Genomic DNA, 26168 nt, shown 5'->3' with positions numbered 1-26168 from the left:
GGGGCGGCGGCCCCCAACCCGGGCACCGCACCGGGCGCCGTCCCGGACGCCGCACCGGGCCTCGCGTCAGGTCCCGTACCCGGCCCGGCGGGGGGCACGGGCGAGGAGGGTGTGGAGGATGCCGTACTCCCAGCCCGGCACCGGTACCGTGCGGACGAGTTCGAAGCCCGCCGCCGTCAGCCGCTGCGCCAGCTCCGGGGCGGTGTCGAACTCCAGGACGCTGCGCCACAGGTGCCGGTACAGATCCGGCCCGCCCGGGTCGAGGGAGCCGGCGGGGATGATCACCGAACGGCACACGGCCGTCCAGACCAGCCGGTGCCGCCTCGCGCCGGACAGCGCGTACTCGTGGACGGCCAGCCGTCCGCCGGGGCGCAGCAGGCGGCGTACGCCGGTCAGCACCCCGTCCGGGTCGGTCAGGTTGCGCACCAGATAGGCGGCGAACACCGCGTCGAACGGCCCGCGCACCCCGGCGCGCTCCAGGTCCTCGGCGGACGTGTGGGCGAAGGCGACGTTCTGCGGCCACGTCTTGGCGGCCGCCCGCTCGAGCATCCCGGCCGAGGCGTCCACCGCGGTGATCTCGGCGCGGGGCGCCGCGGTCAGCAGCGCGGCGGTGGAGGCTCCGGTTCCGCAGCCCAGGTCGAGTACGCGCAGCCCCTCGCCCCCGTCCGGCAGGGCCAGTCTGCGGGCGGAGCGGCGCAGTTGCCGGTGGTAGCCGGGGTTCGCGCCGACCAGGCGGTCGTAGGCGGCGGACGCGCCGTCGAACGCTGCGGTCAGCGCGCCGTCCTGCAGGAGGGTCATCGCGTCCGTCCTTCCGCCCGTACGGGCCCGGGGTGTGCCGTCACGGCCGCACGCCTACCCGGCGTGCGCCACCGGGAACGCGCCGGGGGGAGCGCCGGGGGCGCCTGCGAGGGGAGGGACCGCGGATGAGCCGCCCGGATACGGACGCGGACCTGGACGCGGACGTGATCGTGGTGGGTGCGGGAGCGGCGGGCCTGTCGCTGGCCGGGCACCTCCTCGACGCCGCCTCCTCGCCTCCCCCGTCGGTGGCGGTGGTGGAGCCGCCGCCGGGTCCCGCCCGCAGCCCCGAGCGCACCTGGTGCTTCTGGGAGGAGGAGGGCGGCGGGCCCGGTGCCGGGCTCGGCGCGCCCGTCGCCGCCTCCTGGCGGCGCCTGCTGGTGCGGGGCCCGGGCGGGGAGAGCCTGGGCGGCGACAGCCCCCGGCGCTATCTGATGGTCCGCTCCGCGGACTTCACCCGCGCGATGGACGCCCGGCTGGCCGCCGCCCCCTCCGTCACCCGCGTCACCGGCACCGTCACCGCCGTCGGGGACGGGCCGCACGGTGCGCGGGTGAGCGGCACGGACGCCGCGGGGCGGCCCTTCGCGCTCACCGGCCGCTGGGTGTTCGACTCGCGTCCGCCGCGGGTCCTGCCGCCCGCGCGCACCACCTTGCTGCAGCACTTCCGGGGCTGGTTCGTGCGTACCGGCGAGGACCGTTTCGACCCGGGCACGGCCGAGCTGATGGACCTGCGCACCCCGCAGCCGCGGTGCGGGCTGTCCTTCGCCTACGTCCTGCCCCTCGGCCCGCGCGAGGCCCTGGTCGAGTACACCGAGTTCTCCCCCTCGCCCCTGACCGGCCGGGAGTACGAGGCCGCGCTGCGGCACTACACCGAACGCGTCCGGCCGCTGGGCGAGTTCACCGTCACCGGTACCGAACAGGGCGTCATCCCCATGACCGACGGGCACTTCGCGCGCCGGACCGGGCGCTCGGTGTTCCGCATCGGCACGGCGGGCGGCGCCACGCGCCCCTCGACCGGCTACACCTTCGCCACCGTCCGGCGCCAGAGCGCGCGGGTGGCCGCGGCCCTCGCGGCCGGACGCACCCCGCTGCCGCCCCGGCCCCACGCCCGCCGGCACCTGGCCATGGACGCCGCGCTGCTGCGCGCCCTGGCCACCGGCCGCGTGGACGGCGCGGACTTCTTCGCCCGCCTCTTCCGCCGCAACCGGCTGGACAGCGTCCTGCGCTTCCTCGACGGCAGCTCGGCCTTCCACGAGGAGGTGGCGATCGGTCTGCGCTCCCCCGTGTGGCCGATGGCGCGCTCCCTGGCCGAACTCCCCCTCCTGCCGCGCGGGCCATCCGCCGCCGTGCCGCGGTCCGGCGGCTCCCACCAGCGAAAGGCCCCCAGGTGACAGACGCGAGAAACCCGTTCCCGCACCCGCTCCCGGGCCGGTTCCGTACCCGGCTCGCCCGCGACCGGTACGCCGTGCACCGGCCCGCCCCGGCGGGGGCGGCCCGTCTCGGCGACCGCGAGGTGCGCGCCGCCGTGGTGGGCGGCGGCATCGCAGGGCTCACCGCCGCCACCGCGCTGGCCGAACGCGGTGTGGCCGTCGACCTGCTGGAGCGCCGGAAGGTGCTGGGCGGGCGCGTCGGCGGCTGGCCGACCAGGCTGGCCGACGGTACGTCCGTCACCATGAGCCGCGGCTTCCACGCCTTCTTCCGGCAGTACTACAACCTGCGCAATCTGCTGCGGCGTATCGACCCGGCCCTGTCGATGCTCACCCCGCTGCCGGACTACCCGCTGTGGCACAGCGGCGGAGCGCGGGACAGCTTCGCGCGGGTGCCCCGCACCCCGCCGTGGAGCGTGCTGGGCTTCACCGCCCTCAGCCCGACCTTCACCCCCTCGGGGCTGGCGGGCATGAACCCCCGCGCGGCGCTGCCCCTGCTGGACGTGCGGGTGCCGGAGGTCCACGAGCGGCTGGACGGCGTCAGCGCCGCGGAGTTCCTGGACTCCGTCGGCTTCCCCGAACCGGCCCGGCACCTGGCCTTCGAGGTGTTCTCCCGCAGCTTCTTCGCCGATCCGCGCGAGTTGTCGGCGGCCGAACTGGCCCTGATGTTCCACATCTACTTCCTGGGCTCGGCCGAGGGCCTGCTCTTCGACGTCCCCGACGCCCCCTTCCCCGCCGCCCTGTGGGACCCGCTGGCCGCCCGGCTGGAGCGGCTGGGGGCACGGGTGCGCACCGGGACCGCCGTGGAACTGGTGCGTCCCGAGCGGGACGGCTTCACCGTGGTGACGGCCGACGGCCGGGGTCCGGGGGCGGAGCGCGGCGAGCGCTACGACGCGGTCGTCCTGGCCGTGGACGGCGCGGGCCTGCGCGCCGTGGTCGGCAACTCCCCGGGGCTGGGCGGTCCCGGCTGGCGGGCGTCGGTCGGGCGGCTGCGCGAGGCCCCGCCCTTCCTGGTCTCCCGCTACTGGCTCGGCCGGCCCGTGGCCGCCGACCGGCCCGGTTTCCTGGGCACCAGCGGCTACGGCCCGCTGGACAACGTCAGCGTCCTGGAACGCTGGGAGGGCGAGGCCGCCCGCTGGGCCGCGCGGACGGGCGGCAGCGTGGTGGAGCTGCACGCCTACGCCGTCGGCCCCGGCGCGGACCGCGCCGCCGTCCAGCGGGCGGCCCTGGCCGAACTGGCCCGTGTCTACCCGGAGACGGCCGGCGCCCCGGTCGTCGACGAGCGGCACGAGTGGCGGCAGGACTGCCCGCTGTTCGCCACCGGCACCTGGCGGGACCGGCCGGGGGTGCGCACCGGCCATCCCCGGCTGGTGCTCGCCGGGGACCTGGTGCGCACCACGCTGCCGGTGGCACTGATGGAGCGGGCGGCCACCACCGGCTTCGAGGCGGCCAACGCCCTGCTGGCCACCTGGGGGGTGCGCGGCCACCCGCTGCTGACGGTGCCGCGCCGGGGCCGCTCGGCACCGCTGCGGCTGCTGGCCTCCGCCCTCGGCGGCTGACGGGCGGTCAGGCGGCGCCGGTCAGACGGCGCCGGGCTGCCGCTCCGGGTCCTCCGCCTGCCCCGGGGGCTCCTCCCCGGGCGGCGCGGTGAGGTGCTCCAGGGTGCCGGTGATCTCCAGGAAGCGATCCAGGAACCGCGGGCGGTTGTCGAGGTGGAGGCGGGTGCCGTGGGCGCCGGCGAGGCGGTGGATGAGCAGCAGCCCGGACAGTCCCGTGGAGTCGCAGGTGCTCAGCGCGGCGAAGTCGAGGTGGAGATCGCCCGGCGCCGGCCGGGCGGCGAGCCGCGGGCGCACGGCGCCGACCAGCTCCTCGGTGGTCTCGTGGTCGAGGTCGCCGGTGACGTGGAGCCGGACGGTGCCGGGGCCGGTCTCCACCGTGAGTGCGAAGGAGGGACGGTGCATGGGTGTCATTCGGGCTTTCCGTGTCCGGTGGTGTCGGGGGCGGTGGTGTCGGGGGCGGAGGTGTCGGGAGCGGAGGTGTCGGGAGCGGAGGTGTCGGAAGCTGGACCTGCGTCGAGGGCCAGGCGGGCCCGTTCCAGCAGGCGGGTGGCGCGGGGGAAGTCCTTCAGCCGCCCGGCCAGCAGGTCCAGCGCGGGGCGCAGGGAGTGCGCGGGGACCTTGCGGGCGGTGAGGATCTGCGCGGTCCAGAGCAGGAAGCCGGTGAACAGCTCCTCGTCGTCGACGTAGAGGGCGGTGGACAGGAAGTCGACGATGTGCGCGATGTCCTCGGCGGTGTGCAGCCGCTGGCGCTCGGTGTAGTCGCGCATGGCCGGGAATCGCTCCTCCAGCCCGGCCATGGTCTCCCCCACCAGCCGGGGGGCGGCGCGGGAGACCATCGTGTACTCCTGGCCGGCCAGATGGGGCAGGTCGTCGACCGGGTGGCGCGCGGACCACAGGCCGGGCGGCGGCAGCACGCCCTCGCCCAGCCGGTCGGCCGCGGCGCGGGCGTCGGGGGCCCAGGCGTCGGCGCCGAGCAGATATGCGTAGCGTCCGTCGGGGCCGAAGGCCGCGCCGCCGGCCAGGACCGGGGTGCCGGCCGCCTGGCAGGCGGTGATCGCGGCGTGGGCGGTGGGCAGCCGTGTGGCGATGGAGGAGGACAGCGCGACGGCACAGGGCCCCGTGCGGTGCAGGTGCGCTATCAGGTGCGGGACGGGGACCTGGGCGCCGAGGAAGTCGACCTGCCAGCCGCGCAGCGCCAGCACCTCGGCGAGCAGCCGGGCGGGCAGGGCGTGCCACTCGCCGTCCACGCAGGCGACCGTGACGCGGCCCGCACCGGCGCCGGGCCGTTCGCCGCCGCGCACACGGTGGGCGAGCGCGGCGATGATCCGGTCGTTGATGGCCGTGGCGGCGTGCTCCTGCGCCACGGTGATGCGGTCGGCGGCCCACTCGGCGCCCACCTTCCGCTGGACGGGGGCGATGACGTCCAGCAGCACCGTCTCGGGGTCCACGCCGGCGTCCAGCGCGGCGAAGACCGGTTCGGAGGCCGCGTACTCGTCGCCCTCGCGGACGGCGTCCCACAGTCTCTCCCGCGCCGCGCGCGGATCGGCCGCGGACTCGCCGGATCCGGCGGCGGATCCGGCGGCGGTGGAGAGGTGGTCCGTGTGAGTGGTCATGCGGTGTACCTGCCCCGGGTGTGGCCGTCCACCGCGCTGAGGTGCACGGTGCGCGGCGCGGTGATGGCGACGACGGCCATGTCGTCGTGGCTTCTCCCCCCGGCCCACTGACCGGCGAGCATCTGGACGCGTTCGACCACCGCCTCGGCCGGCATGGCCGCGCACTCCCCGAGCGCGTCCCTGAGCCGGCGCTCCCCGAACATGTCGGCGCCCAGGGGGCCGCCGCGGGCCTCGGTGATGCCGTCGGTGTACAGCAGGCACGTCTCGCCCGGCGCGAGCTCGACCGTGGCCGTGCGCGCCCTGGTCTTCGGCAGCACGCCGATCAGCGACCCGCGGGTGTCGGCCTCCTCCACGCTCCCGTCCGCGCGCACGATCAGCGGAGGGGGGTGGCCGGCGCTGGTCAGCCGGAGCCTGACGTGGTTGTCCACACGGACGGCGGAGGCCAGTACGAGAGTGGCGAAGCGGGTGTGGTGCGAGTTCACCAGCGCGCCGTTGAGCAGGCCGAGCATGCGCGGATGCTCGTCGGCCATCGGCAGCAGCGCGTGCAGCGTGTTGCGGATCTTCCCGGTCAGGACGGCCGCCTCGAGTCCCTTGCCGCACACGTCCCCCAGGACGATCAGGGACTCCTGGCCCGGCTCGGCGGCGGGGTGGATGTCGTAGAAGTCGCCGCCGACCCACTCCTTGAGCTCCGACGCGCGGTAGCCGCCGGCGAACTCGACCCCGTGCACCCGGCCCAGCTTCGGCGGGAACAGCTCCCGCATCAGCGTGTCGGTGATGCGGGCCTGCTCGGCGTACAGGCGCGCGGCCGACAGCGCGGCCCCGGCCCGGGCTGCGAACAGCCTCGCGAAGGTCTCCTCGGTCTCGCTGAACACGGCGTGATCGGTGCGGCGCAGCAGGACCAGCGCCCCGGCCGGGACGCCGTGGCCGGGCAGCGGGGTGACCACCACCGACCCCGCGGGCCCGTCGAACCCCGGCGGTACGACCCAGTCGGGCAGCAGCGCGGGGTCGATCCAGCGTGAGGGCACCGGCGGGAACCCCTGGAGCGCCTCGCTCAGCCCCGGCACCGTCTCCGGGTCCGCGTCGACCGTGCCGTGCACCGGGCCCTCGGGGGTGCTGCAGGTGACCGGGAGCCCGCGCCCGGCCGCCGGGGCGATCAGCACGGCCGCGTCCGCCAGGTGCTGGACGGCCAGGCGTGTGGCCGCCTCCATGCACCGCTCGACGTTCAGGGTGGCCGACAGGGTCTCGGACACCTCCGCGAGGAAGGCGGTGCGCTCCCGCTCGCTCCTGAGGGCTTCCTCGGCCAGGCGCAGATCGGTGTCGTCGACCAGCCACCACACCACGTCGCCGTTCCCGCCGCGGGCCGGGTGCGCCCGCAGGCTCCGCCCGCGGGCCTCGCCCCTGGGCGCCTGCCCGGGCCCGGGGTCGGGGGCGGAGGACGCGGTGAGGCGCCGGTGGGCGTCGGCCAGCCAGTGCGGTACCGCCTCCGCCAGCCGTGCGCCGGGCACCGCGTCCGGGAGGAGCCCGACGGCGGCCGCGTTGGCCCCCGTCACCGCGCCGGACGGATCCACCGCCACCACTGCGCAGGGCGCGTCGTCCCACGCGGTGCCGGAGCCGACGCCGCGTGGCCGGGCGGATGAGTCCTCGGGAATCGCCACAACCGGGAGCCCGCGCGCCGCGGGCTCCACCACCTTCCTGCTGGATGGACGCTGAACGGAACGCCGGGTGGGACGCCGAACAGAGAATTGCCGTCCGGCAACCTTCTCCCAGATGCCGTGACCAAGGCAACCGCGGCACCCGGGCCGTCCCCCGCCCCAGGGGCGGGCCGGGCACCGGCGGCGGGAGGGCCCGTCGCACCCCCGCTCCCGCCCGCCCCGGCAGCAGGGCGGGCGGCGGTCACGGCCTGCCGGGCCTGCGGGTCGGGAGAGCCGGGAGACACGCCTCGGTCGTGAACGGGGACCACAGCCGCCCGCGGCCGTACCCGTACGGCACTCCACGAAGACGGCATATCTGAATAATGAGCACTATGTCGTTTTCGCGGCGATCCTCGGAGAGCGGAGAATTCACCGGGCTGCCCCTGGAGGTGTTCGATCCGGCCCCGGTCGGTGTCATGGTGTGCCAGGGCCCCGAGCATGTCGTGACGTACATGAACGCCGCCTACCGCGCGATCTTCGGGGACCGGCCCCTGGGGGTGCCAGTACGGCGGGCGTTCACCGATCTGGAGGAGCGGGGCTATCTGGAACTGCTCGATCCGGTACTCCGCGACGGCGAGCCGGTGCGGGTCTCCGCCGCACCCGTCACCGTCTGCTACGCCCACGGCGAGGTCGAGCGGCGGTTCTTCTCGTTCAGCATGTCCAGGATCGCCTCGGCCGAGGGGGAGTCCGGGGTGCTCATCGTCGCCGCCGAGGTGACCGGGGAGGTCACCACGGCCGAGCACGCCCGGACTCTCGCCGAGGAACGGCGCCGGACGCTGCTGCGCTACGAGAGTCTGGTCGCGACGAGCACCGAGAAGTTGTGGGTGGCGGACGCCGACGGGCTCCTCGTGGAGGGGAGCGACGGGTGGGAGCGTGCGACGGGGCTCCCCTGGAGGGAACTGCGCGGTGCCGGCTGGCTCGGCACCGCGCACCCCGACGACCGCGCGGCCCTGGCCGAGGCGTGGTTCCGGGCCGTCCGGGAGGTGCCCGAGCGGTTCCAGCACACGTACCGGCTGCGGCACGCCGACGGGACCTACCGGCACTGCCTGCTGCGTGCCGTGCCGGTGCGCGACGGCGGGGGCGTGCTGGAGTGGATGGCCGCCTGCATCGACATCGAGGAGCGGTGGCGGCGGGAACTGCGCGACTCCCTCCTCGGCCGTGCCGCCGCGGCGGTGACGGAGCCGGGCAACGCGCCGGACGCCTTCGCCGCCCTGAGCCGGGTGATCGTCCCCGCCCTGGCCGACGAGTGCGGCATCTACCTGCTGCCCGAGCCCGCCGGGCAGCCGCACGGGGACGGCCGCCTGACCGTGGAGCGGGTCGCGGCCACCGCGCGCGAGGGGCTGCCCGCGGGCCTGCCGCCGCGCCGCGAGGAGCACGTCGCTCCCGGCCACTCGCTCGCCCGCGCCGTCCGTGAGCGGCGCCCGGTCCACTGCTCCTTCTCCCCGGGCGCCGTCCCGGCGGACGTCGCACCGCCGGGCATGCGGCCCTGGCTCTCCCGCACCGGGGCGCACAGCGGGGTGGTGCTGCCCGTCCTGGTCGACGGGGCGGTGGCCGCCGTGGTGACCGCCTTCGTCTGCGGGGACCGCGCGCCGATCGGCCCGCAGGACCGGAACCTGATGCGGGAGGTGGTGGAGCAGGCCCACGACGCGCTCAGCCAGGCACTGCGGCTCCAGCGCACCCAGCGGGTGGCACGGGCGCTGCAGCACAGCCTGCTCACCGAACCGCCCGACCACCCGTACCTGCGGATCGCCGCGCGCTACCTGCCCAGTCCGACCGCGGCCGACGTGGGCGGGGACTGGTACGACTCCTTCCCGCTGCCCGGCGGCGCCCTGGCCCTGGTCATCGGCGACGTGGCCGGGCACGACCTGCGGGCCGCCGTCACCATGGGCATGATGCGCAACATGCTCCGCGCGCTCGCCGCCGACCACGGCGGGCGGCCGCCCGGTGAGGTCGTGCGGCGACTGGACGCTTCCGTGCAGACCCTCGACCCGGACACGGGCACCACCACCTGCGTGATGGCCCGGGTGGAGCGCGGCCCGGCGCCGGAGGCGGACGGCGGGGGCGCGCAGGGGCCGTGGCGGCTGACGTACACCGTCGCCGGGCACCCTCCGCCCCTGCTGATCGCCGAGGACGGCGGCACCCGCTTCCTGGAGGGCGCTCACGGCCCCCTGCTCGGTGTCCTGCCGCCCAGCACCCCCCGCGGCAGCGCGACCGAGGACCTGCCGCCCGGCTGCACCCTGCTGCTCTACACCGACGGACTGGTCGAACGTCCCGGGGAGCCCCTCGACCGGGGGCTGGAGCGGCTGCGGAGCAACGCCGCGGCCCTCGCCCGCGAACCCGTCGGCGCCCTGTGCGACACCCTGGTGACCACCACCCCGGCCACCGGACGCGACGACATCGCCCTGATCGCCCTGCGCCTGCCCGTTCCCGGCCGCTGAACCGCCGCGGCGGACGCGGGCGGCGGGCCGTACGGGGCAGCGATCGCGGGCCGTCCCGGGGCCGCACGTCCCCGCCCGGAGACGGCGGCCGGGGCCGTACGTCCCGGGCGGCGGGGCCCTTCGGCCCTGATCACCGCTCGGCGCCCGAAAGCGCGGCCCGCCGCTGCTAGACAGGTTGCGGCCGCGCTTCGGCGGCCGACGAACCCCGTGCCCCGCCCTCCTAGGAGCGTCATGCTTTCCGCCGAATCGGCCTCGGTGATCCGCGCCACCCTGCCCGCCGTCGGCGGGGCGCTGGACGAGATCACCGCCCGCTTCTACGCGACCATGTTCGCCGACCGCCCCGAGCTGCTCGACGGCATGTTCAACCGCGGCAACCAGGCCAGTGGCGCGCAGCGCCGGGCCCTGGCGGGCTCCATCGCCGCCTTCGCCGGCACCCTGGTCGCCGAGCCCGGCACCCGGCCCGACACACTGCTGGCCCGCATCGCCCACAAGCACGCCGCCGTCGGCGTCACCGAGGACCAGTACACGATCGTGCACAAGTACCTCTTCGCCGCCATGGCCGATGTGCTCGGCGACGCGGTCACCCCCGAGGTGGCGGCGGCCTGGGACGAGGTGTACTGGCTGATGGCCGGCGCCCTGATCGCGCAGGAGGCCCGCCTCTACCTCATGGCGCAGGTGAAGCCGGGGCACCCCTGGCGGCGGTGGACGGTGGTCGAGCGGCGCGAGGAGACCCCCGACACGGTGTCCTTCCTGCTGCGTCCCTCCGACGGGGCGCCCGCGCCCGCCGCCCGTGCGGGCCAGTACGTGAGCGTGCGGGTGCGGATGCCCGACGGCGTCCACCAGTTGCGCCAGTACAGCCTCTCCTCCGCCCCCGGGGACCGGACGCGCCGGATCACCGTCAAGCGGGTCCACGGCGGCGGCGCCCCGGAGGGCGAGGTCTCCAACCTGCTGCACCGCACCGTGCGGGCGGGCGACGAACTCACTCTGTCCGCCCCCTTCGGGGACGTGGTGCTGGACCGGTCCGACCGGCCGCTGCTGCTGGTCTCCGCGGGAATCGGCTGCACCCCCATGGTCGGCATGCTCGAACACCTCGCCGTCACCGGCTCCACCCGCCCGGTGACGGTGCTGCACGCCGACCGCTCCCCCGGGGACCACGCGCTGCGCGCCGGCACCGACCGGCTGGTGGAGCGGCTTCCGGGCGCGCGCTCGGTGTTCTGGTACGAGCGGCCCGGAGCCGAGGAGCCCGGCGCCCGCGAGGGGGTGATGGACCTCGGTGACCTGGAGGTGGACACCGACGCGAGCGTGTACCTGTGCGGCCCGCTGCCCTTCATGCGCTCCGTCCGCGAGCAGCTGCTGCGCGCGGGCGTGCCGGCTCGGGAGATCCGGTACGAGGTCTTCGGGCCCGACCTGTGGCTGGCCGACGCGGCGGCCTGAGGCCGCCGCCCCTCCCCGGGGCGGCCACGGGTGGACGGGTACGGCCCGCCGGTGCGACCGGCGGGCCGTACGCGTGCGCGGGGCCGGCGGTCGGCGGTCGGCGGTCGGCGGTCGGGAACATCCCGGGCCCGGACAGCGCTACCCACTGTGCCCCTGCGTTATGAGCGGTATGAGATGGAAGGTGTGGGAACAGTGGCGGAGACAGGACGGGCGCTTCCCCAGCCGGCCGGCGAAACGCCGATGGTCACCTCCTGCGACCGGCGGATCACCGTGAAGTGTCTGCGGCTGCCCACTGCGGGCCGGCCGATCAGCCGGGTCACTCTGGATCTCGGCCCGGGCCGCGGCAGCGCACCTGGGGCCTGGGCCTCTCTCACCACCCGGGAGGCGCGCGAACTGGCCCGGCGGCTCCTGGACCAGGCCGCCCTGGCGGAGCGCGAGGCCACCACGACGCCCGGCGCCCTCCCGTCCCCGCCCCCCTCCGCGTCCTTCGGGCCCGCGTCGCCCGGCTTCCCCTCCTTCTGACCCGGCCCCCCCGGCGCCCGGCCCGCACGACCCGGACGGATGCGCCGGGAGGCCGGGCGGGGCCGGAAGGGCTCCGGACACGGCGAGGCGGCCCGGGCCGCTCCTCCCGGGCCGCTTCGGCCTCTCCCCCCCGCGGCTCCCCACAGCCGCACGACGATGCTGCCCGACCCGGCGCATCCGCCACAGGGCCGAAAGGGAACACCCCGCAGGGACCAACGTCCCTCCCCGCCCGGCCCCGTGCGCGATCAGACCCCGTCCGGCAAGGCCCGCATACGGACCCTCACTCCGGGTATCCGGCGACCACGGCGCGGTGACCCGCGCCGCTCCAGCCGGCGAACCGTCAGAAACCGGGGGTGGCAGCGGATGAGGCGCGGTCTCCTGTCGAGGGGCACGGGTACCGAACCGGCGCGGGACACGCCGCGCGAGGATCCCGCCGCGCCCCGGTCACCCCTGGTGCGGGCGCTGGTGATGGTGGTGGCCCTGGCGGCGACGGTGCTGTTCGCCGTCGTCCTGGCCAGGCTGACCCTGACACCGTCGTACGCCTCCGAGGCGCTGACGCACAGCAATCTGCGGCCGGGCGACTCCATCCGCAACTACCTGAACCAGCCCGCGTTCCGCGACACCGTCAAACAGCTCGGCGGCAACATCGCCCTGGGTGTGCCCTTCGGGGTTCTGCTGCCGGTGGCCTGGCCGCGCGCCCGCGGGCTGCTGCGGGTGGTCCTGCTGACCACGGCGGTGATGGTCGCGGTGGAACTGGTGCAGGGGGCCGTCGTGCCGGGCCGGGCGTTCGACATCGACGACGTCATCCTCAACACCACCGGCGCGCTGCTGGGTTACCTGCTGCTCGGCCGCCGCATCGGCCGGGCCGTCCACCCGCCCCGCCGCCGCCGGTGGCAGCGGGGCGCGAGGCGGGAGCGCACCGCGGCGGCCGGGTCAGGCAAGGCGTGAAGGCATGAGGGCGGGGGCGCCGCGGACCGGTGGGAACGGTGCCGCAGCGCCCCCGCACCCCTCTCAGCGGCGGCCCGGCCGGAGCACCGGTCTCACCAGATGGCCTCGACCCACTCGGGACGGTCGATGAACGGATTCCGGTTGTACTGGTACTCGTTGTGGATGACCTCGTTGCGGTTCCGCTCGAAGGAGTCCGGCGGGTCTTCGCGGTGCCACTGCTTCAGGACGCCCAGACGCCCGTGGTACGGCGCCGAGCCGTTGCCCACACGGTCGTTGGGCTCCAGGTCGGCGAAGCCGTCCTCGCCCTCGTAGCGCACGGCCATGTAGAGGATCATGCGGGCCACGTCGCCCTTGACCGCGTCGCGGGGCTCGAAGCTGTCGCCGTCGGTGTAGTTGCCGGGGGCCCCGGAGACCGCGCTGCCGCCGTTGTCGAAGTCCTTGTTCCCCCGGATGCTGTTGACCCGTACGTCCGTGGGGCGCAGATGGTGCAGGTCGGTGCCGGGTCCGGCGCTGGTGCCGAAGTCGCCGTGGGACTTGGCCCACACGTGCTCGCGGTTCCAGTCACCCAGATCGCCGCCGTGCTCGGACTTCGCCTGGGAGCGGCCGGTGTACAGCAGGATCACGTTGTCCGGGTTGGAGGGGTCCTCGTCGGTGTCTCCGAGCGCGTCCCAGACCTGGCTGTAGGAGAGCCTGGCCTGCTCACTGATGATGTCGTTGAGCGCCGCCTTCAGGGCGGCGCCGGTCTTCCCCTCGGCGGGCGCGTAGTAGGCGTCGGCCGGCGCGGACGCCTGGCCCGCGCCGGGCGACAGTGGTGCGGGGGCGGCCGAGACGGGGGTGGGGGCGGCCACGGCCAGCAGGGCGGCCGCGGCCAGGGCTATGCCTCCGGCCGCGGACCCACGGGAGCGGGACATGTGGGGATGTCCTTTCGGTAAGCCCCGGATCAGGGACTGCCAACGGCTGTTCGATATGCGGAGCCTCCCATACGGACATGTCCCTGCCAACAGCGCAACGGGAAGATCCCGTGACCGCCGCGGGAACACCGGCCCCGCCGGAGGGACCGCCCGCGGCCCAGGCGTCGTCGGCGCCGCACTCCTTCCGTTCCTCCCGGGTGTGGAACTGCGCCGAGTGGGTGACCGATCCGCGGTTCCACTTGTCGCCGGCGAAGGCCGCGACCTCGCCGAAGGCGAATAAATTCCTCGCAGCCTCCGCTCCGAGGCGCTGTGTGACGCGCTCCGGATGGCCGGCGGGAAGCGGCGGTTCCAGGTGGTCCGCGGAATGTGGACGGCCGTGTCGACGCGGAAGCCGTCCACGCCCGTGCCGGCGTACTCGTCGTAGGCGCCGGTCAGATGGTTCCGCACGGCCGCGCTCCCGGCGCCGAAGTCGGCCGGGCCCACGTGGATCCAGCGGGAGCGGGAGCCCTCGCCCTCCCGGTTGCCGATCCAGCGGTCGTGGCCCGGGCCCCGGGGCCCGGGTCTCAGGGGCAGGAAGGGGCGGCGGGCAGGTCCGGGACCAGCTCGGACCACCGGTGGGTCCGCCTCGCCCGGCAGACCTCGGCCGCCACCTCGCCCGCGTCGATCCGCCACAGGCGCTTCTCCTCACCCGCGGTGGCCAGCGTCCGGCCGTCCGGGCTCAGGGCCATGGCGGAGATCTCCCCGCCGCCGGTGAGTGTGGCCGCCGTGTCGTGCGAGACCGTGTCCCACAGGTGGATCGTGCCCGCCCCCGCGGTGACCAGTGTTCCGCCGCCCGGGGCGAACGCCACGTGCTCCGCGCCGTCGGGATGGCCCGTGAGGGTGGCGGCGGTGCGGTACGAGGCCGTGTCCCACAGCCGTACGCGTCCCCCGGCGGCGGTCGCCAGCAGACGGCCGCCGGGGGCGAACGCCACGCCGGTGACCGGGCCCTCGTGACCGGTGAGGGAGGTCCGCACCCGCCGGGCGCCCACCTCCCACACCAGTACGGTGCGGTCGGCGGAGGCCGTGGCCAGGGTGCGGCCGTCCGGCGAGAAGGCCAGCGCGCGCACCCGGTCGGTGTGCCGTCTGAGGACGGCCGCCTGCCGGCCCTTCCCGGCGTCCCACAGCCGTACGGTGTCGTCGGCGGAACCGGTGGCCAGGGTGCGGCCGTCCGGGGAGAAGGCGACGGCCGTCACCGCGTCGGTGTGGCCGGTGAGGGCGGCCCGCCGCCGTCCGGAGGCCGCGTCCCACAACCGGACCGTGCCGTCGGCGGAACCGGTGGCCAGAGTGCGGCCGTCCGGGGAGAACGCCGCCGTGTGCACGTCGCTTCCGTGCCCCAGGGTGCGCAGCCGGCGGTGTCCGCCCGCCCGCCACAGCTCCACCGCCCCGTCGGCGGACCCGGTGGTGGCCAGGGTGCGGCCGTCGGGGGAGAACGCCGCCAGCCGGGAGAACGGCGCGGCGGTGCCGAGGACGGCGGTCCGCTGCTGTGCGGCGGTGTCCCACAGCTGCACCCGGCCCTCGCCGTCGGCCACGGCCAGGACGCGGCCGCCGGGGGACAGCGCCGTCTCGTAGGCGGCCGGCTCCTCTCCCGCGGTGATGGTGGCGGTCGTGCGGTGGTCGCCGGTGTCCCAGAACCGGACGGTGCCGTCGGCGGCGGTGACGGCGAGGGTCCGGCTGTCGGGGGTGAACGCCAGTTCCCGGTGGGCGTGTCCGCGGCGGCCCGTCACCGCGGCGGTCTTCCGGTAGTGGTAGGTGGCCGTGTCCCACAGCCGGGTGATCTCGGTGCCGGCCGCGGCCAGGGTGCGGCCGTCGGGTGAGAACGCCACGTCGTAGACCGGGCTCCGCTGCCCCGTCGACGCGCTCCTCATGACGGCGAGGGTGGCGCTCTCCCGGCCCGACACCGTGTCCCACATGCGCAGGGTGGCGTCGACGCCGCCGGTGACCAGGGTGCGGCCGTCCGGGGAGAAGGCGACGGCCGTCACCTCGCCCGTGTGTCCGGACAGGACGGCCGACTGCCGCTCCTTCCCGGTGTCCCACAGCCGTACGGCGCCGTCGCCGCCGCCGGTGGCCAGGGTGCGGCCGTCCGGCGAGAAGGCCACCGCCGTCACCTGGCCGGTGTGGCCGGTGAGGGTGGCGGCCACCCGGTGGGTCCGGGTGTCCCACAGCTTGACGCTGCGGTCGTCGCCCGCGGTGGCCAGCAGCCGGCCGTCCGGGGAGAAGCCCACGTCGTTCACCCGGTCCGTGTGCCCGGCGAGGGTGGCGGCGATCTGGCGGTCCCGGGTGTCCCACAGTCTGACGCCGTGGCCGTCCCCGGCCGTGGCCAGGGTGTGGCCGTCCGGGGAGAACTCCATCGCCGAGACGGTGCCGGCGTGTGCGGCGAACCGGTCGGCCCGGTAGCGGGCGTAGGCGGACAGCAGACTGCTGCGCGTCTCGGGGACGTCGGCCCGCTGGAAGGCGGCCAGGGCCAGCATCGCCGCCGCCTCCGGGCGTTCCCCGGCCATCGAGTCGGCCTGGGCGGCCAGTTCGTGCGAGGTGACGACGCGGCGTTGTTCACGGGCGATCGAGTACTGCTGGAAGGTCGCCGCGACCGCGGTCGCGCAGAGCACCAGCAGGGCGGACAGCGTCACCGACAGACGCCGCAGCCGCGTGGTCCGGGCACGGGCCTCCTCCGCCTCCGCCTCCTCGGCGGCCTCGCTGGCCAGCAGGAACTCGCGCTCCAGCGCGGTGAGGCCGACCCCCGCGCCGCCGAGCCGGTCCCGGGCCGCCACGAGCCGGGCGCCCCGGTAGAGGGCTCCGCTGTCGCGGTCCAGGGAGTGCCAGACCTGTGCGGCCTCGGTGAGCTGCCGGTGGACGAGCAGCCGCCGCCGGTCCGCCTCGATCCAGCCGCGCAGCCGGGGCCAGGCCGCGATCAGCGCCTCGTGCGCCAGGGTCACCGTCGAGCCGTCGAGGGTGACCAGACGGGCCCGTGCCAGCCGCTCCAGCACCTCCGCCTCGGCGGTGCGGCCCGCGCCGTCCGCGCCCAGCTCGCCGCGGTCGGTGGGGCGCCGGGTGTCGGGCGCACCCTCGCCGGGGTTGACCAGCCGCAGCAGGACCCTGCGGGCGGCGGCGGCCCGCTCGGGGTCCAGCCGGGTGTAGAGGTCCTCGGCGGTCTGGGCGATGGCGCCGCGTATACCGCCGGCCGCCTCGTAGGCCGCCAGGGTCAGCGCGCGTCCGCGGCGCCGGCGCCAGGTCTCCAGCAGGGCGTGGGACATCAGCGGCAGCCCTCCGGGCTCGCCCGTCGCCTCGTCCACCAGTCTCGCGGTGAGTGCGCGTTCGACGATCAGGCCCGCGTCGGCGGCCGGGCGGACGATGGCCCGGCGCAGCTGCGCCGGGGTCATCGGCCCGACCAGGAGCGTGGCGTCCCGCAGGGCGTCGGCGAGGTCGGGGTGGCCCGCGCAGTGGCCGAAGAAGTCCGCCCTGACCGCTACGACGACCCGCAGCCGGCTGCGGGGGCGGCGGGCCGACAGCAGCAGGCCGACGAACTCCCTGCGCTCCCCGGGGTCGCGGCAGAGGGTGAAGACCTCCTCGAACTGGTCGACGACGACCACCGTGTCCGCGTCGAGGGCGTGGGAGGCCGGCGCGAGCAGGCGGGAGTGGTCCCTCATCGGGTGCGGGCCGGGGGTGAAGACGCGGACGGCGGCCGGCCGCACCGCGGCGGTGCCGGAGCGCAGGGCGGGGATCAGCCCCGCGCGCAGCAGCGACGACTTGCCGCTGCCGGAGGCGCCGACGACGGCCGTGAACCGGCCCTCCCCCACCAGGCGTACGAGGTCGCCGGTGAGCTGCTCGCGTCCGAAGAACCGTTTCTCGTCCTCCGGCTGGAAGCGCCGCAGCCCCGGATAGGGGGCGTCGGCGCCGTCCTCCGCGCAGGAGGGCCGGGCCAGTGCGTCGGCGGACGCCCGGCGCCAGCGCTCCTCCCACTCCTGCCGGTCGCCGCCGCAGGCCTGCGCGTAGGCCAGGGCGACCGGGAGCGTGGGCAGTCTCCGGCCGGCCGCCGCCTCGGCCAGGGTCGCCGCCGAGTAGGGCGCCCGCTGCGCCATCGCCCGGTAGGTGGTGCCGCCCGACGCCCGGCGCAGTTCGCGCAGTTCGGCGGCGAACCGCTGCACCGGACCGGCGGCCGGATCCAGTGGTTTCTCCCGGCGCCCCATCGCGTGTCCTCCCCCGCCGCGTCCGCCCGCCGCGTCCGCGATCGGGCGCCACCGTAGGCCCCCCGCGACCGGCCGACAAGCCCGCGCCCGGTCCCGTCTCCGGCCGCCCCGGCATGCGCCGCGCGCCGGACGCGAATTGTCCGGAGCGGCGGAACGGGCCTGCCTGACAACCCGTACCCCCCGAGACTCGGTGCCGGGCATGGCCGGACGGACCGGTGTGCTCCGGCCGGGCCGGCGGCGGAGGACACGACCGGGGAGAAGGAGGAGCACATGGTGTACGAGACGGCGTTCACGAGCGAGGACGTGCCCGCGGCCGAGCGGTTCGACCGCTGGCGCGAGCTGGTCCGGCGGGCCCACGCGCCCCTGGAGGCGGACAGCCCCCACCGGGCGGACTTCCGGGCCCGGGTGCGCGTGCTGAGCGTCGGGGCCGTGACGGTGTGGCCCGCGGAGTTCCGGCCCGCCGTGCTGCGGCGCACCCCGGAACTGGTCCGGCGGCACGATCCGCGGACCGTCCATGTGTCCCTGCCGCTGCGGGGGCGGCTGAGGATCGCCCGGGAGGGCCGCGCGGACGGTTACGGTCCCGGTTCCCTGTGCGTGGTGGACACCTCGCGCCCGTGCGAGATGTGGGCGGGCGACGGCGACGGCCCGTACAGCGGCATCGGGCTGGAGGTGCCCCGGGACCTGCTGCACCTGCCACCGGAGCGGCTGGCCGGGCTGGCCCGCCACCGGCTGTCGGCGCGGGAGGGGATGGGGGCGCTGCTGGCGCAGTTCCTGACCACGGTGGCGGCGGACTCCGCCCGCTACCGGCCGTCCGACGGGCCCCGGCTGGCCGCGGTCGCGGTCGACCTGCTGTCCGCCCTGTTCGCCCACACCCTGGAGAGCGACCACGCGCTGCCGCCGGAGGACCAGCGGCGGGCCCTGCTGCTGCGCGTCAAGGCCTACATACGCCGGCACCTGCACGACCCGCACCTGTCCCCGCCCGCGATCGCGGCGGCGCACCACATCTCCCTGAGCCATCTGCACCGGCTGTTCCGGGACGAGGGCTCCACCGTCTCGGCGTTCCTGCGCGACCAGCGGCTGCGGCGCATCCGGCAGGACCTGTCCGACCCCGCCCTGCACCGCACGCCCATCCACGCCGTCGCCGCCCGGTGGGGCCTGACCGACCCCTCCGCCTTCAGCCGCGCCTTCCGCGTCGCCTACGGCACGTCGCCCAGCGACCACCGGCAGCGCGCGCTGGCCCGCGGCGGTGCGCCGGCGGCCGTGCGGGGCGGCCTCGTGGCGAACGCCGCGGGCCGCTGACGCGCTGTGTGGCCCGGTGCCGGTAGCCGGTAGCCGGTATCAGCCCATGTCCAGGCGGGCGGCGGCCTTGCGCAGCATGCCGGCCTTCTGCTCGACCGGCTTCTGCTGCTCGCCCTGGAGCGCGCTGACGACGGTGAGCGCGCCGGTCAGCACGGGGATGCTCCACTGGGCCCAGCGCAGCTGGCGCTCGGCGTCCTCCGTGGAGGCCGGGTGGTGCTGGGCCCCGGCCGCCTTCTCCGGGTCGGAGGAGGTGGCCATCTCCAGCTTCTTGCCCATGACGCGGCTGTAGGCGGTGGCCGCCAGGGCTGCTCCGGTGAGGACGGTCTTGATCGCCGAGGAGGCTCCCACACCCCGCTGGTGCTCCACGCGGTACATGTTGGACGCCAGCAGGGAGACGGCACCCGCCAGGTGGGCGGCGATGGCCAGCCCGTTGACCGGCGTCCACTTCGCCCATCCGATGCTCGCGATCCTGTCGCCGGTCGCGGCGTCCTCCCACTCCCTGGCGACGCCGTTGAGCCCCACGGCACCCATCAGGGAGCCGCCGAACCATGCGCCCATCCCCAGGTCGTGCAGGCTGCGAGCGAGCGTGTTGCGTTCGGACACGATGATCTCCAGTTCGCCTTGTCCTGTTCGAGCGTTGTCCACGACATTCGAGAATTTCGCGGCATTCAAGGCATACCAGAGGTTTTCGGGGACCGCCGCCCGGAGCTGTACGGCCGGGCGGCGCTCACGCCCGCCCCCCGGAGCGCGGCGGCGGTCACCCGCCGGAGCCCTCCCCCGCCCCCGCCTCCCGCGAGGACACGGCCCGCGCCGACTGCGCCGCGGGGCGGCACAGCACGGGGTTCTGCAGCTCGGCACACGGACGGTGACCGCGGGAACGCACGACGTCCCTGCCGACCTCGTTCGTCAGGTAGCGCAGGAAACCGGCGGCCAGGGACCTGGCGGGCGGCTCGCCGTAGGTGTAGGCGTACTCCGTCTCCCAGAAGGGGTAGGCCCCGTGGTCGGCCGCCTCCAGGGTGGCCCGCTGCCCGTCGATGCGCACCAGCCGCAGGTCCCTGCGGCCGGACGCGTCGTCGAGACCGCTGTAGCCGATCGCCCCGGGCGTGCGCGCCACCTCGTCCAGCACCCCGGCGGTGGACCCCCGCTCGCAGTTGAGAGGGCCGCGCGGCGTGCCGGGCAGCGGTGTGCGGCAGTCGTCGGAGGTGCGTACGAGCCGCCGCGATCCGCTGAAGATCCGCTCCTCGAAGACGTCGCGGGTACCGGAGTTGCTCAGGCGGCTCACCAGGCGGACGGGCAGGTCCGCTCCCCCCACGTCCTTCCAGTTGGTGATCTTCCCGCCGTACAGGTCCCCGATCTGCTCCAGCGTGAGGTCCCGGACCCCGGTGTCCTCGTGGACGACGAGGGTGAAGAGGGTGAAGGCGACCGGACGCGGCAGCAGCAGCGGCTGGTCGTCCCGCTTGCCCCCGTCGGTGAACGCCAGCATCCGCGTCTTCCCCTCGCCCTCCCGCGCGCCCTCCCTCGCCAGCGCGTCCAGCCCCTCCTTGCTGCCGCGGTAGTCGTGGTGGAACGTCACGCCCTGCTCGCCGCAGGTCTCCTGGTACGCCTTCGCGGCCTCCCGCAGTACCGGTTCGAAGGCGGTGGACCCGGTGAGGGTGAGCTCACCGCCGGCGCAGTCCAGCGGCGCCGCAACGTCCTCGCGGCCGAACACGGAGAAGGCGAGCTGCCCGAGGATGACCAGGACCAGGAAGCAGACCAGCGCGACGGCCTGCCACGGCGTCCCGGTCTGGCTCCTGGTCTCCTGTATGCCGCCGTTGCCCACGCCGCCCTTGATCCCGCCGATGACCCTGGGCGGCTCGAACGGCGCCTGCGGGTCCGCGCCCGTCCCCGCCTCGCCGGTGCGTTCGAGGGCGGCCAGGACCTTGTAGTGGGCGGAGCGGTTGAGCGGCACCTTGGGGAGTTCGATGACGCCGTCGCGCACGCTCAGGCCCGAGTCGTCGCTGAAGCAGGGGCGCAGGAAGTCGTCGCTGAGCTCGGTCACCACCATCCCGGCCACCCTGCGCCCGGGGAACTCGACCCGGACACCGACCCTGTCGTCGGGGAGGACGGCGTAGTCGTCGATGTCGATGTGGGTCGCGCCGCTGTTCTCGATGCGCAGCAGGACGAACGACGGGTCCACCAGCCGGGTGCCGTCGCCGTCCTGCAGCTGCTGCAGTGCGCCCGCGTACTGGATTCCGGCGAACCGGGCGTGGACGGCGTCGGTGGCGGTGGTGTCCATCTGCACCCGGTAACCGAGCCGTTTGCGTCCGACGAAGACGAACTCGTAGAGCGCGGCGACGATCGGCACGAGCACACCGAGCACCGCGAGAACGACTTCCCACCGAAGCATGTCCATGGCCTGTCCGACCCCCGTGGAGAACATGGTGAAGGGCCGTCAAACATATGAGCGGGCCGGGCTCCGGCGAAGTGGTGTATCCGGCTTTCGGCGAGTGTTCACCGGCTGTTGGGAAGCGGTGCGCCCGTCGTACGGCACACCGTACGGCGGGCGCACCCGCGGGCCTCAGCCGCAGGAGGCCGTCCTCTCGTACCATCCGGGCCCGGTCTCGGTGAGCGAGGTGACGGTGTAGACGTTCCACAGCCCCAGCGCGTCACCGGAGCCGACCGCGTAGGCGTAGCCGTAGCGGGTGGTGGCGCGGCCCTGCTGCACATGGGTGTAGTTGCTCGCGGTGAAGCAGGCGGGCGTCTGCGGGTCGCCCGGCTCCCCGGGATCGCCCGGGTCACCGGGCCCGGTGTCGCCCAGGCCCCAGTCGGCGGTGATGTACGCCGTCGAGCACATCAGGTCGGCGGTGTACGCGCCCGCGGTGCCGCAGCCCTCCGACGGGCGCACCGGGACGGCGTGCCCCATGCCGGAGACGCGGTAGTCCCTCACGACGGTGCCGGCGGAGGACCCGTAGTCCCGCCGCGTCACCCCGCCCGGCAGCGAGGCCGTGCCGTCCGCGGTGGCGTCCGTGCCGTGCACGTTCGTCCACTGCTCCACCAGCTCGTCCGCGTTCGCCGGGACGACCGTGGTGTCGGCGGTGCCGTGCCAGACGGCGACCGACGGCCACGGGCCGCCGTATCCGGGGTTCTGCGCCCGGACGAGGTCGCCCCACTGGGCGGCGGTCTTCGCGGCGCCCGGGTTCATGCAGCCGAAGGCCTGGACCATGCTGGTGGCGCAGCCGTGCGGGACGCCGGCCAGCACGGCGCCGCCCGCGAACACGTCCGGATAGGCGGCGAGCGCGCTCGCCGCCATCGCTCCGCCTCCGGAGAACCCGGCGACGTACACCCGGGACGGGTCGGCTCCCACCGCGCCCACGGTGTGGGCGACCATCTGGCGCAGCGACAGCACCTCGCCCCGGTCGCGCGAGGTGTCCCCGGCCTGGAACCAGTTGAAGCAGCGGGAGCTGTTGTTGGCCGTCTCCTGCTGGGCCGCGACGAGCGCGAAACCGCGCGCGTCGGCGTACGCGCGCCAGCCGTAGGTGGCCGTGAAGCCGGGCGCGTCCTGGGTGCAGCCGTGCAGGACGAGGACGACCGGAGCGCCGGCCGGCAGGTCGTCGGGGATGTAGCGGTACATGGTCAGCGCGCCCGGGTTGGAGCCGAAGCCGGTGACGCGTTCGAGCTCGGCGGCCGCCGCCGGGGCGGCGGACAGCCCGGTGAACGCCAGCGCGAGCGTGCCCAGCAGCACACCCGCGCGGCGCAGGAGGTTCGTGGCTCTCATGAGGGGGGTCCTTACACCTGAAAGGGACCTGACAATCGGTGCCCGTACCGTAGGCCGTGACGCGGATCACTCGAACATGCCGGGGCCACAGGGCCGCCGGCACGCCGGTGGCCGCCGCCCACATTGCCCCGGGAGGCCGCGGACGGGCCCTCTCCCGCACCGGCCGCGGGAGTCACTCGGCGGAGGACTCCTCCGGCCCCGAGCGGGCGATGGCGGCGAGGGTGTCCAGCGCGCGGGCGAGGACGTCCGGCGGCGGCGATGCCAGGGCGAGGCGTACGGCGTGGGGGGCTCGAAGCCCGTCGGCGGCGAACGCCGCCGACGGGGTGACCGCGATGCCGTGCCGGGCCGCGGCCGCGACGAAGGTGTCGGCCCGCCACGGGTGGGGCAGCTCCCACCAGCAGAAGTACGACGACGGGTCGCCGCTCACCGCGAAGCCGTCCAGGTGACGGGCGGCGATCTCCCGGCGGGCGGACGCGTCCCGCCGCTTGGCCCGTACGACCGCCTCCACCGCCCCGTCGGCCCACCAGCGTCCCGCCGCGTCCAGGGCGAAGCGCGCGGGCCCCCACCCCCCGGAGCGCAGCGCCGCGGCGACGGCGGGTGCGAAGGCCCGCGGGACGACGGCGTACCCCGTGGTCAGCCCGGGGGCCAGGCGCTTGGAGAGGCTGTCGACCAGGACCGTGCGCTCCGGGAGCAGTGCGGCCAGCGGCGGCCCGTCGCGGAGGAAGGACCAGACGGCGTCCTCGATCGCGGCCACGCCCAGCCGGCCGAGCAGGTCGGCCAGTTCGGCCAGCCGCCGCTGCGGCGTCACCAGGCCCAGCGGGTTGTGGACGGCGGGCTGGAGGTAGACGGCCCTCAGCGGCGCGGCGCGGTGGGCCTCGGCGACGGACTCCGGCACCACCCCCTGCCCGTCCACCGCCAGCGGTACGACCTCCACCCCCAGCCGGCCCGCGACGGACCGCAGCACCGGGTATGTCAGCTCCTCGGCGCCCAGCCGCCCGCCCGGCGGGACCAGCGCGGCGATCGCGGCCGCGATCGCCTGGCGCCCGCCCCCCGCGAACAGCACCCGGTCCGGGTCCGGCCGCCAGCCGCCCCGGGCCAGCAGACCGGCGGCGGCGTCGCGCGCGGCGGCCGTACCCGCGGGACCGACCGGGCGCGTGGCGGACTCCAGGACGTCCGGGCGCAGCAGCGGCGCGATCCCGGCCGCGAGGAGCGCCGACTGCTCGGGCACCACGGGGTGGTTGAACTCCAGGTCGATGCGCCCCTCGGCCGGCTCGGCCGTCGCCGGGTCCGCCGTACGCGCGCCGGCCCGGACGAAGGTCCCCCTGCCGACCTCGCCGACGGTCAGACCCCGGCGGGCCAGTTCGCGGTAGACACGGGCGGCGGTGGAGCCCGCGATGCCGTGCCGCCGGGCGAACTCCCGCTGTGTGGGCAGCCGGTCGCCCGGCCTCAGCCGTCCCGCGGCGATGCCGGCCGCCACGCCGTCGGCGATCCGCCGGTAATCGTCCACGGGGCTCCCTTCGTCCACTGCCGTCCGCGTTGGCCACCGCCGGCACCGCCGGCACCGCTGACACCGCTGGCACCGCTGCCGCCACCGCAAGGCAATCACTTCATTGCACCGAGAGCAATACCAAACATTGCATCGAGATGCAGATGGCACATACGCTCGGCGGGCGGCACTCCCCGCGGACGGCCCGGCGGCCGCGGGCCGGCCCCCGGAGAGGCGGACACAGGCCATGCTCGGAACAGGTGCGGTGCTCGGCGTCGCGGCGGTCTCCCTGGGGATGGTCCTCACCCCCGGACCGAACATGATCTACCTCGTCTCCCGGAGCATCGCCCAGGGGCGGCGTGCCGGGATCGTGTCGCTCGGCGGCGTCGCCCTCGGCTTCCTGGTCTACCTCACGGCCGCGAACCTGGGCCTGTCGGTCGTCTTCCTGGCCGTCCCCGGGCTGTACGCCGCGGTGAAGCTCGCCGGAGCCGCGTATCTGGCGTGGCTCGCCTGGCAGGCCCTCCGGCCGGGCGGGGCGGCCGTCTTCGCCCCGCGGGACGTTCCGCACGACCCGCCCCGGCGCCTGTTCGTCATGGGGCTGACGACGAACCTGCTCAACCCCAAGATCGCGGTCATGTACCTCTCGCTCATCCCCCAGTTCGTCGATCCGGGGGCCGGGCACGTCCTCCTCCAGGGATTCGCGCTCGGGGCGGTCCAGGTGGCGGTCAGCCTGGCGGTGAACCTGGCCATCGTCCTGGCCGCCGGGTCCATCGCGACCCTCCTGTCCCGCCACCCCTCATGGCTGAGGATCCAGCGGTACGCCATGGGATCCGTCCTCGGCGCGCTGGCCGTCACCCTCGCCGTCGACGACTCGCGCCCCGCGCGGACGGCCTGACGCGGCGGCGGGCGCCGCGGACGGCCGAGGGGCGCGGGCGGATCACCACCGCAGGGCGAGCGTCCCGTCCGGCTCGCGGTCGACACGTGTGCCGAGGTCGCGGCCGGTGCGGTCCAGGACCGCCCGCAGCCACCCGGCGTCCTCCGGCGAGGCGTGGCGCAGCCGCATCCGCCGGGCCTGGAGCGGCACCATCCGCACGCCGGCCGCCCGGCCGTCCGGCTCCAGGCCGACGAAGTACAGCAGCCGCAGGTCGTCCCGGTACCGCTCGTGGCCGGTGATGCCCTCGTAGTCGTCGACGAGGTCGCCGCAGCCGTACAGCACGAGCCTGCCCCGGTACACCTCCAGGGGGCGGGGGTGGTGCGAGGAGTGGCCGTGGACGACGTCCGCGCCGCCGTCGACCAGGGCGTGCGCGAAGCCGGTCTCCTCGCGGGAGACCTCATACCCCCAGTTCGGCCCCCAGTGGACCGAGGCGACCACGATGTCGCCCGGCCGCCTGACCCGGCGGATCCGCTCGGCCACGGCGGCGGCGGCGGACGGTGAGGGCTCGGTCACGACGTCCACGCCGGACCGGCCGGGGCCGGCGGCCCAGGACGGCGGTATGCCGCTGGAGGGCATGCCGAAGGCCAGGACCACCACCCGCCGCCCGTGCCCCACAGGCACGGGCGCGGGCCGCCGCGCGGCGGTGAGGTCCCGCCCCGCTCCGGCCGCCGCCGGCCCGGCGTCCGCCAGGGCGTCGAGCGTCTCCTCCAGACCGGGGCGGCCGAAGTCCAGGACGTGGTTGTTGGCCAGGACGCAGACGTCGGGGCGGGCGGCCGACAGGCAGGGGAGGTTGGCGGGGCTCATCCGGTAGTGGACGCCCTTGCCCGGCGCGAACGCGCCGCTGCGCGTGATGCCGGTCTCCAGGTTGACGATCCGGACGTCGGGGGCGGCCTCGTCGATCGCCGCGAGCGCTTCGCCCCAGGGCCACTCGAAGCCGACCGGCCGGGAAATCGGGCCGTTGGCCGCCTCCGCCAGCTCGACGTAGGCGCGGGCGTCCCGGATGTACGCCTCGCGCAGCGCCGGATCACCGGGGTGCGGGAGGATCTGGTCCACACCCCGGCCGAGCATCACGTCACCGCAGAGGAACAGGGTGACCGCGGCCCCGCGCACGCTTCCAAGCGTAGGACCCTCCCGCCC

Annotated in this window: 19 protein-coding genes and 1 pseudogene; 8 read left to right on the top strand and 12 right to left on the bottom strand. The window is 75.7% G+C overall.

Going from position 1 to position 26168, the window contains the following annotated elements:
- Positions 1-66: 66 nt before the first annotated feature.
- The gene (locus QPK52_RS24665) at positions 67-798 is read right to left on the bottom strand and encodes a class I SAM-dependent methyltransferase (RefSeq protein WP_410539672.1); all 732 of its coding nucleotides are present in this window, start codon (positions 796-798) and stop codon (positions 67-69) included.
- A gap of 125 nt (positions 799-923) precedes the next feature.
- Between QPK52_RS24665 and QPK52_RS24660 the strand changes: the two genes are divergently transcribed.
- Positions 924-2186 carry a lycopene cyclase family protein gene (locus tag QPK52_RS24660; protein ID WP_410539670.1) on the top strand — a complete coding sequence of 421 codons (1263 nt, stop codon included), beginning with the start codon at positions 924-926 and terminating at the stop codon, positions 2184-2186.
- The gene (locus QPK52_RS24655; RefSeq protein ID WP_410539669.1) at positions 2183-3781 is read left to right on the top strand and encodes an FAD-dependent oxidoreductase; all 1599 of its coding nucleotides are present in this window, start codon (positions 2183-2185) and stop codon (positions 3779-3781) included. Before QPK52_RS24660 ends, QPK52_RS24655 begins: the two co-directional genes overlap by 4 nt.
- A 21-nt stretch (positions 3782-3802) precedes the next feature.
- On the opposite strand, the gene QPK52_RS24650 is transcribed toward QPK52_RS24655, so the two are convergent.
- The 3 genes from QPK52_RS24650 to QPK52_RS24640 are packed head-to-tail and all read right to left on the bottom strand — an operon-like array spanning position 3803 to position 7049.
- On the bottom strand, positions 3803-4192 hold the full coding sequence (locus tag QPK52_RS24650; RefSeq protein WP_410539667.1) for an STAS domain-containing protein: 390 nt from the start codon (positions 4190-4192) through the stop codon (positions 3803-3805).
- Entirely contained in the window at positions 4189-5394 is a 1206-nt protein-coding gene (locus QPK52_RS24645; protein WP_410539665.1) for a B12-binding domain-containing protein, read from the bottom strand. The genes QPK52_RS24650 and QPK52_RS24645 overlap by 4 nt, the downstream gene beginning before the upstream one ends.
- Positions 5391-7049: a SpoIIE family protein phosphatase gene (locus QPK52_RS24640; protein WP_410539664.1), complete on the bottom strand. Its 1659-nt coding sequence runs from the start codon at positions 7047-7049 to the stop codon at positions 5391-5393. The genes QPK52_RS24645 and QPK52_RS24640 overlap by 4 nt, the downstream gene beginning before the upstream one ends.
- A 368-nt stretch (positions 7050-7417) precedes the next feature.
- Between QPK52_RS24640 and QPK52_RS24635 the strand changes: the two genes are divergently transcribed.
- The 4 genes from QPK52_RS24635 to QPK52_RS24620 all read left to right on the top strand — a co-directional run bounded on the left by QPK52_RS24635 (position 7418) and on the right by QPK52_RS24620 (position 12427).
- Positions 7418-9523 carry a SpoIIE family protein phosphatase gene (locus QPK52_RS24635; RefSeq protein WP_410539663.1) on the top strand — a complete coding sequence of 702 codons (2106 nt, stop codon included), beginning with the start codon at positions 7418-7420 and terminating at the stop codon, positions 9521-9523.
- Positions 9524-9754: 231 nt separating this feature from the next.
- On the top strand, positions 9755-10957 hold the full coding sequence (locus tag QPK52_RS24630) for a globin domain-containing protein (protein WP_410539661.1): 1203 nt from the start codon (positions 9755-9757) through the stop codon (positions 10955-10957).
- A 192-nt stretch (positions 10958-11149) separates the two neighbouring features.
- Complete coding sequence (locus QPK52_RS24625; protein WP_410539659.1) at positions 11150-11479, top strand: hypothetical protein; 330 nt, start codon at positions 11150-11152, stop codon at positions 11477-11479.
- Between the two features lie 363 nt (positions 11480-11842).
- Positions 11843-12427, top strand: coding sequence for a VanZ family protein (locus tag QPK52_RS24620; RefSeq protein ID WP_410539658.1), 585 nt, complete (start codon positions 11843-11845; stop codon positions 12425-12427).
- Positions 12428-12519: 92 nt separating this feature from the next.
- Here QPK52_RS24620 and QPK52_RS24615 read toward each other — a convergent pair whose 3' ends face one another.
- The 3 genes and pseudogenes from QPK52_RS24615 to QPK52_RS24605 all read right to left on the bottom strand — a co-directional run bounded on the left by QPK52_RS24615 (position 12520) and on the right by QPK52_RS24605 (position 17558).
- On the bottom strand, positions 12520-13338 hold the full coding sequence (locus QPK52_RS24615; protein WP_410539656.1) for an endonuclease I family protein: 819 nt from the start codon (positions 13336-13338) through the stop codon (positions 12520-12522).
- 151 nt (positions 13339-13489) lie between these two features.
- Positions 13490-13878: pseudogene (locus QPK52_RS24610) on the bottom strand (alpha-amylase); the annotation flags it as partial.
- A gap of 23 nt (positions 13879-13901) precedes the next feature.
- A complete protein-coding gene (locus QPK52_RS24605; RefSeq protein ID WP_410539655.1) occupies positions 13902-17558 on the bottom strand; it encodes a hypothetical protein in 3657 nt (1218 codons plus the stop codon).
- Positions 17559-17828: 270 nt separating this feature from the next.
- On the opposite strand from QPK52_RS24605, the gene QPK52_RS24600 reads away from it, so the two are divergent.
- Positions 17829-18857 carry a helix-turn-helix domain-containing protein gene (locus QPK52_RS24600; protein WP_410539653.1) on the top strand — a complete coding sequence of 343 codons (1029 nt, stop codon included), beginning with the start codon at positions 17829-17831 and terminating at the stop codon, positions 18855-18857.
- 39 nt (positions 18858-18896) lie between these two features.
- Here QPK52_RS24600 and QPK52_RS24595 read toward each other — a convergent pair whose 3' ends face one another.
- From QPK52_RS24595 to QPK52_RS24580, 4 genes are all read right to left on the bottom strand, one after another.
- Positions 18897-19460 carry a hypothetical protein gene (locus QPK52_RS24595; protein ID WP_410539651.1) on the bottom strand — a complete coding sequence of 188 codons (564 nt, stop codon included), beginning with the start codon at positions 19458-19460 and terminating at the stop codon, positions 18897-18899.
- Positions 19461-19614: 154 nt separating this feature from the next.
- Positions 19615-21249 carry a substrate-binding domain-containing protein gene (locus QPK52_RS24590; RefSeq protein ID WP_410539649.1) on the bottom strand — a complete coding sequence of 545 codons (1635 nt, stop codon included), beginning with the start codon at positions 21247-21249 and terminating at the stop codon, positions 19615-19617.
- A gap of 165 nt (positions 21250-21414) precedes the next feature.
- A complete protein-coding gene (locus tag QPK52_RS24585) occupies positions 21415-22611 on the bottom strand; it encodes a PHB depolymerase family esterase (RefSeq protein WP_410539648.1) in 1197 nt (398 codons plus the stop codon).
- A 172-nt stretch (positions 22612-22783) separates the two neighbouring features.
- A complete protein-coding gene (locus QPK52_RS24580) occupies positions 22784-24118 on the bottom strand; it encodes a PLP-dependent aminotransferase family protein (protein WP_410539646.1) in 1335 nt (444 codons plus the stop codon).
- A gap of 226 nt (positions 24119-24344) precedes the next feature.
- Between QPK52_RS24580 and QPK52_RS24575 the strand changes: the two genes are divergently transcribed.
- Positions 24345-24992, top strand: a complete 648-nt coding sequence (locus tag QPK52_RS24575; RefSeq protein WP_410539644.1) for a LysE family translocator — start codon at positions 24345-24347, stop codon at positions 24990-24992.
- Positions 24993-25034: 42 nt separating this feature from the next.
- On the opposite strand, the gene QPK52_RS24570 is transcribed toward QPK52_RS24575, so the two are convergent.
- A complete protein-coding gene (locus tag QPK52_RS24570; RefSeq protein ID WP_410539642.1) occupies positions 25035-26141 on the bottom strand; it encodes a CapA family protein in 1107 nt (368 codons plus the stop codon).
- Positions 26142-26168: the final 27 nt, after the last annotated feature.

The organism is Streptomyces sp. KL2, from assembly GCF_046529545.1.
Classification (GTDB): domain Bacteria; phylum Actinomycetota; class Actinomycetes; order Streptomycetales; family Streptomycetaceae; genus Streptomyces; species Streptomyces radiopugnans.
The sequence above is the reverse complement of the archived record's forward strand: the minus strand, read 5'-3'. Positions and strand labels throughout refer to the sequence as shown.

What these genes read in the sequence shown, in the direction of transcription:
- QPK52_RS24585 (WP_410539648.1), bottom strand. Translation starts at nt 22,611, where the DNA reads ATGAGAGCCACGAACCTCCTGCGCCGCGCGGGTGTGCTGCTGGGCACG.
- QPK52_RS24605 (WP_410539655.1), bottom strand. Translation starts at nt 17,558, where the DNA reads ATGGGGCGCCGGGAGAAACCACTGGATCCGGCCGCCGGTCCGGTGCAG.
- QPK52_RS24575 (WP_410539644.1), top strand. Translation starts at nt 24,345, where the DNA reads ATGCTCGGAACAGGTGCGGTGCTCGGCGTCGCGGCGGTCTCCCTGGGG.
- QPK52_RS24645 (WP_410539665.1), bottom strand. Translation starts at nt 5,394, where the DNA reads ATGACCACTCACACGGACCACCTCTCCACCGCCGCCGGATCCGCCGCC.
- QPK52_RS24615 (WP_410539656.1), bottom strand. Translation starts at nt 13,338, where the DNA reads ATGTCCCGCTCCCGTGGGTCCGCGGCCGGAGGCATAGCCCTGGCCGCG.
- QPK52_RS24650 (WP_410539667.1), bottom strand. Translation starts at nt 4,192, where the DNA reads ATGACACCCATGCACCGTCCCTCCTTCGCACTCACGGTGGAGACCGGC.
- QPK52_RS24630 (WP_410539661.1), top strand. Translation starts at nt 9,755, where the DNA reads ATGCTTTCCGCCGAATCGGCCTCGGTGATCCGCGCCACCCTGCCCGCC.
- QPK52_RS24620 (WP_410539658.1), top strand. Translation starts at nt 11,843, where the DNA reads ATGAGGCGCGGTCTCCTGTCGAGGGGCACGGGTACCGAACCGGCGCGG.
- QPK52_RS24665 (WP_410539672.1), bottom strand. Translation starts at nt 798, where the DNA reads ATGACCCTCCTGCAGGACGGCGCGCTGACCGCAGCGTTCGACGGCGCG.
- QPK52_RS24600 (WP_410539653.1), top strand. Translation starts at nt 17,829, where the DNA reads ATGGTGTACGAGACGGCGTTCACGAGCGAGGACGTGCCCGCGGCCGAG.
- QPK52_RS24660 (WP_410539670.1), top strand. Translation starts at nt 924, where the DNA reads ATGAGCCGCCCGGATACGGACGCGGACCTGGACGCGGACGTGATCGTG.
- QPK52_RS24590 (WP_410539649.1), bottom strand. Translation starts at nt 21,249, where the DNA reads ATGGACATGCTTCGGTGGGAAGTCGTTCTCGCGGTGCTCGGTGTGCTC.
- QPK52_RS24635 (WP_410539663.1), top strand. Translation starts at nt 7,418, where the DNA reads ATGTCGTTTTCGCGGCGATCCTCGGAGAGCGGAGAATTCACCGGGCTG.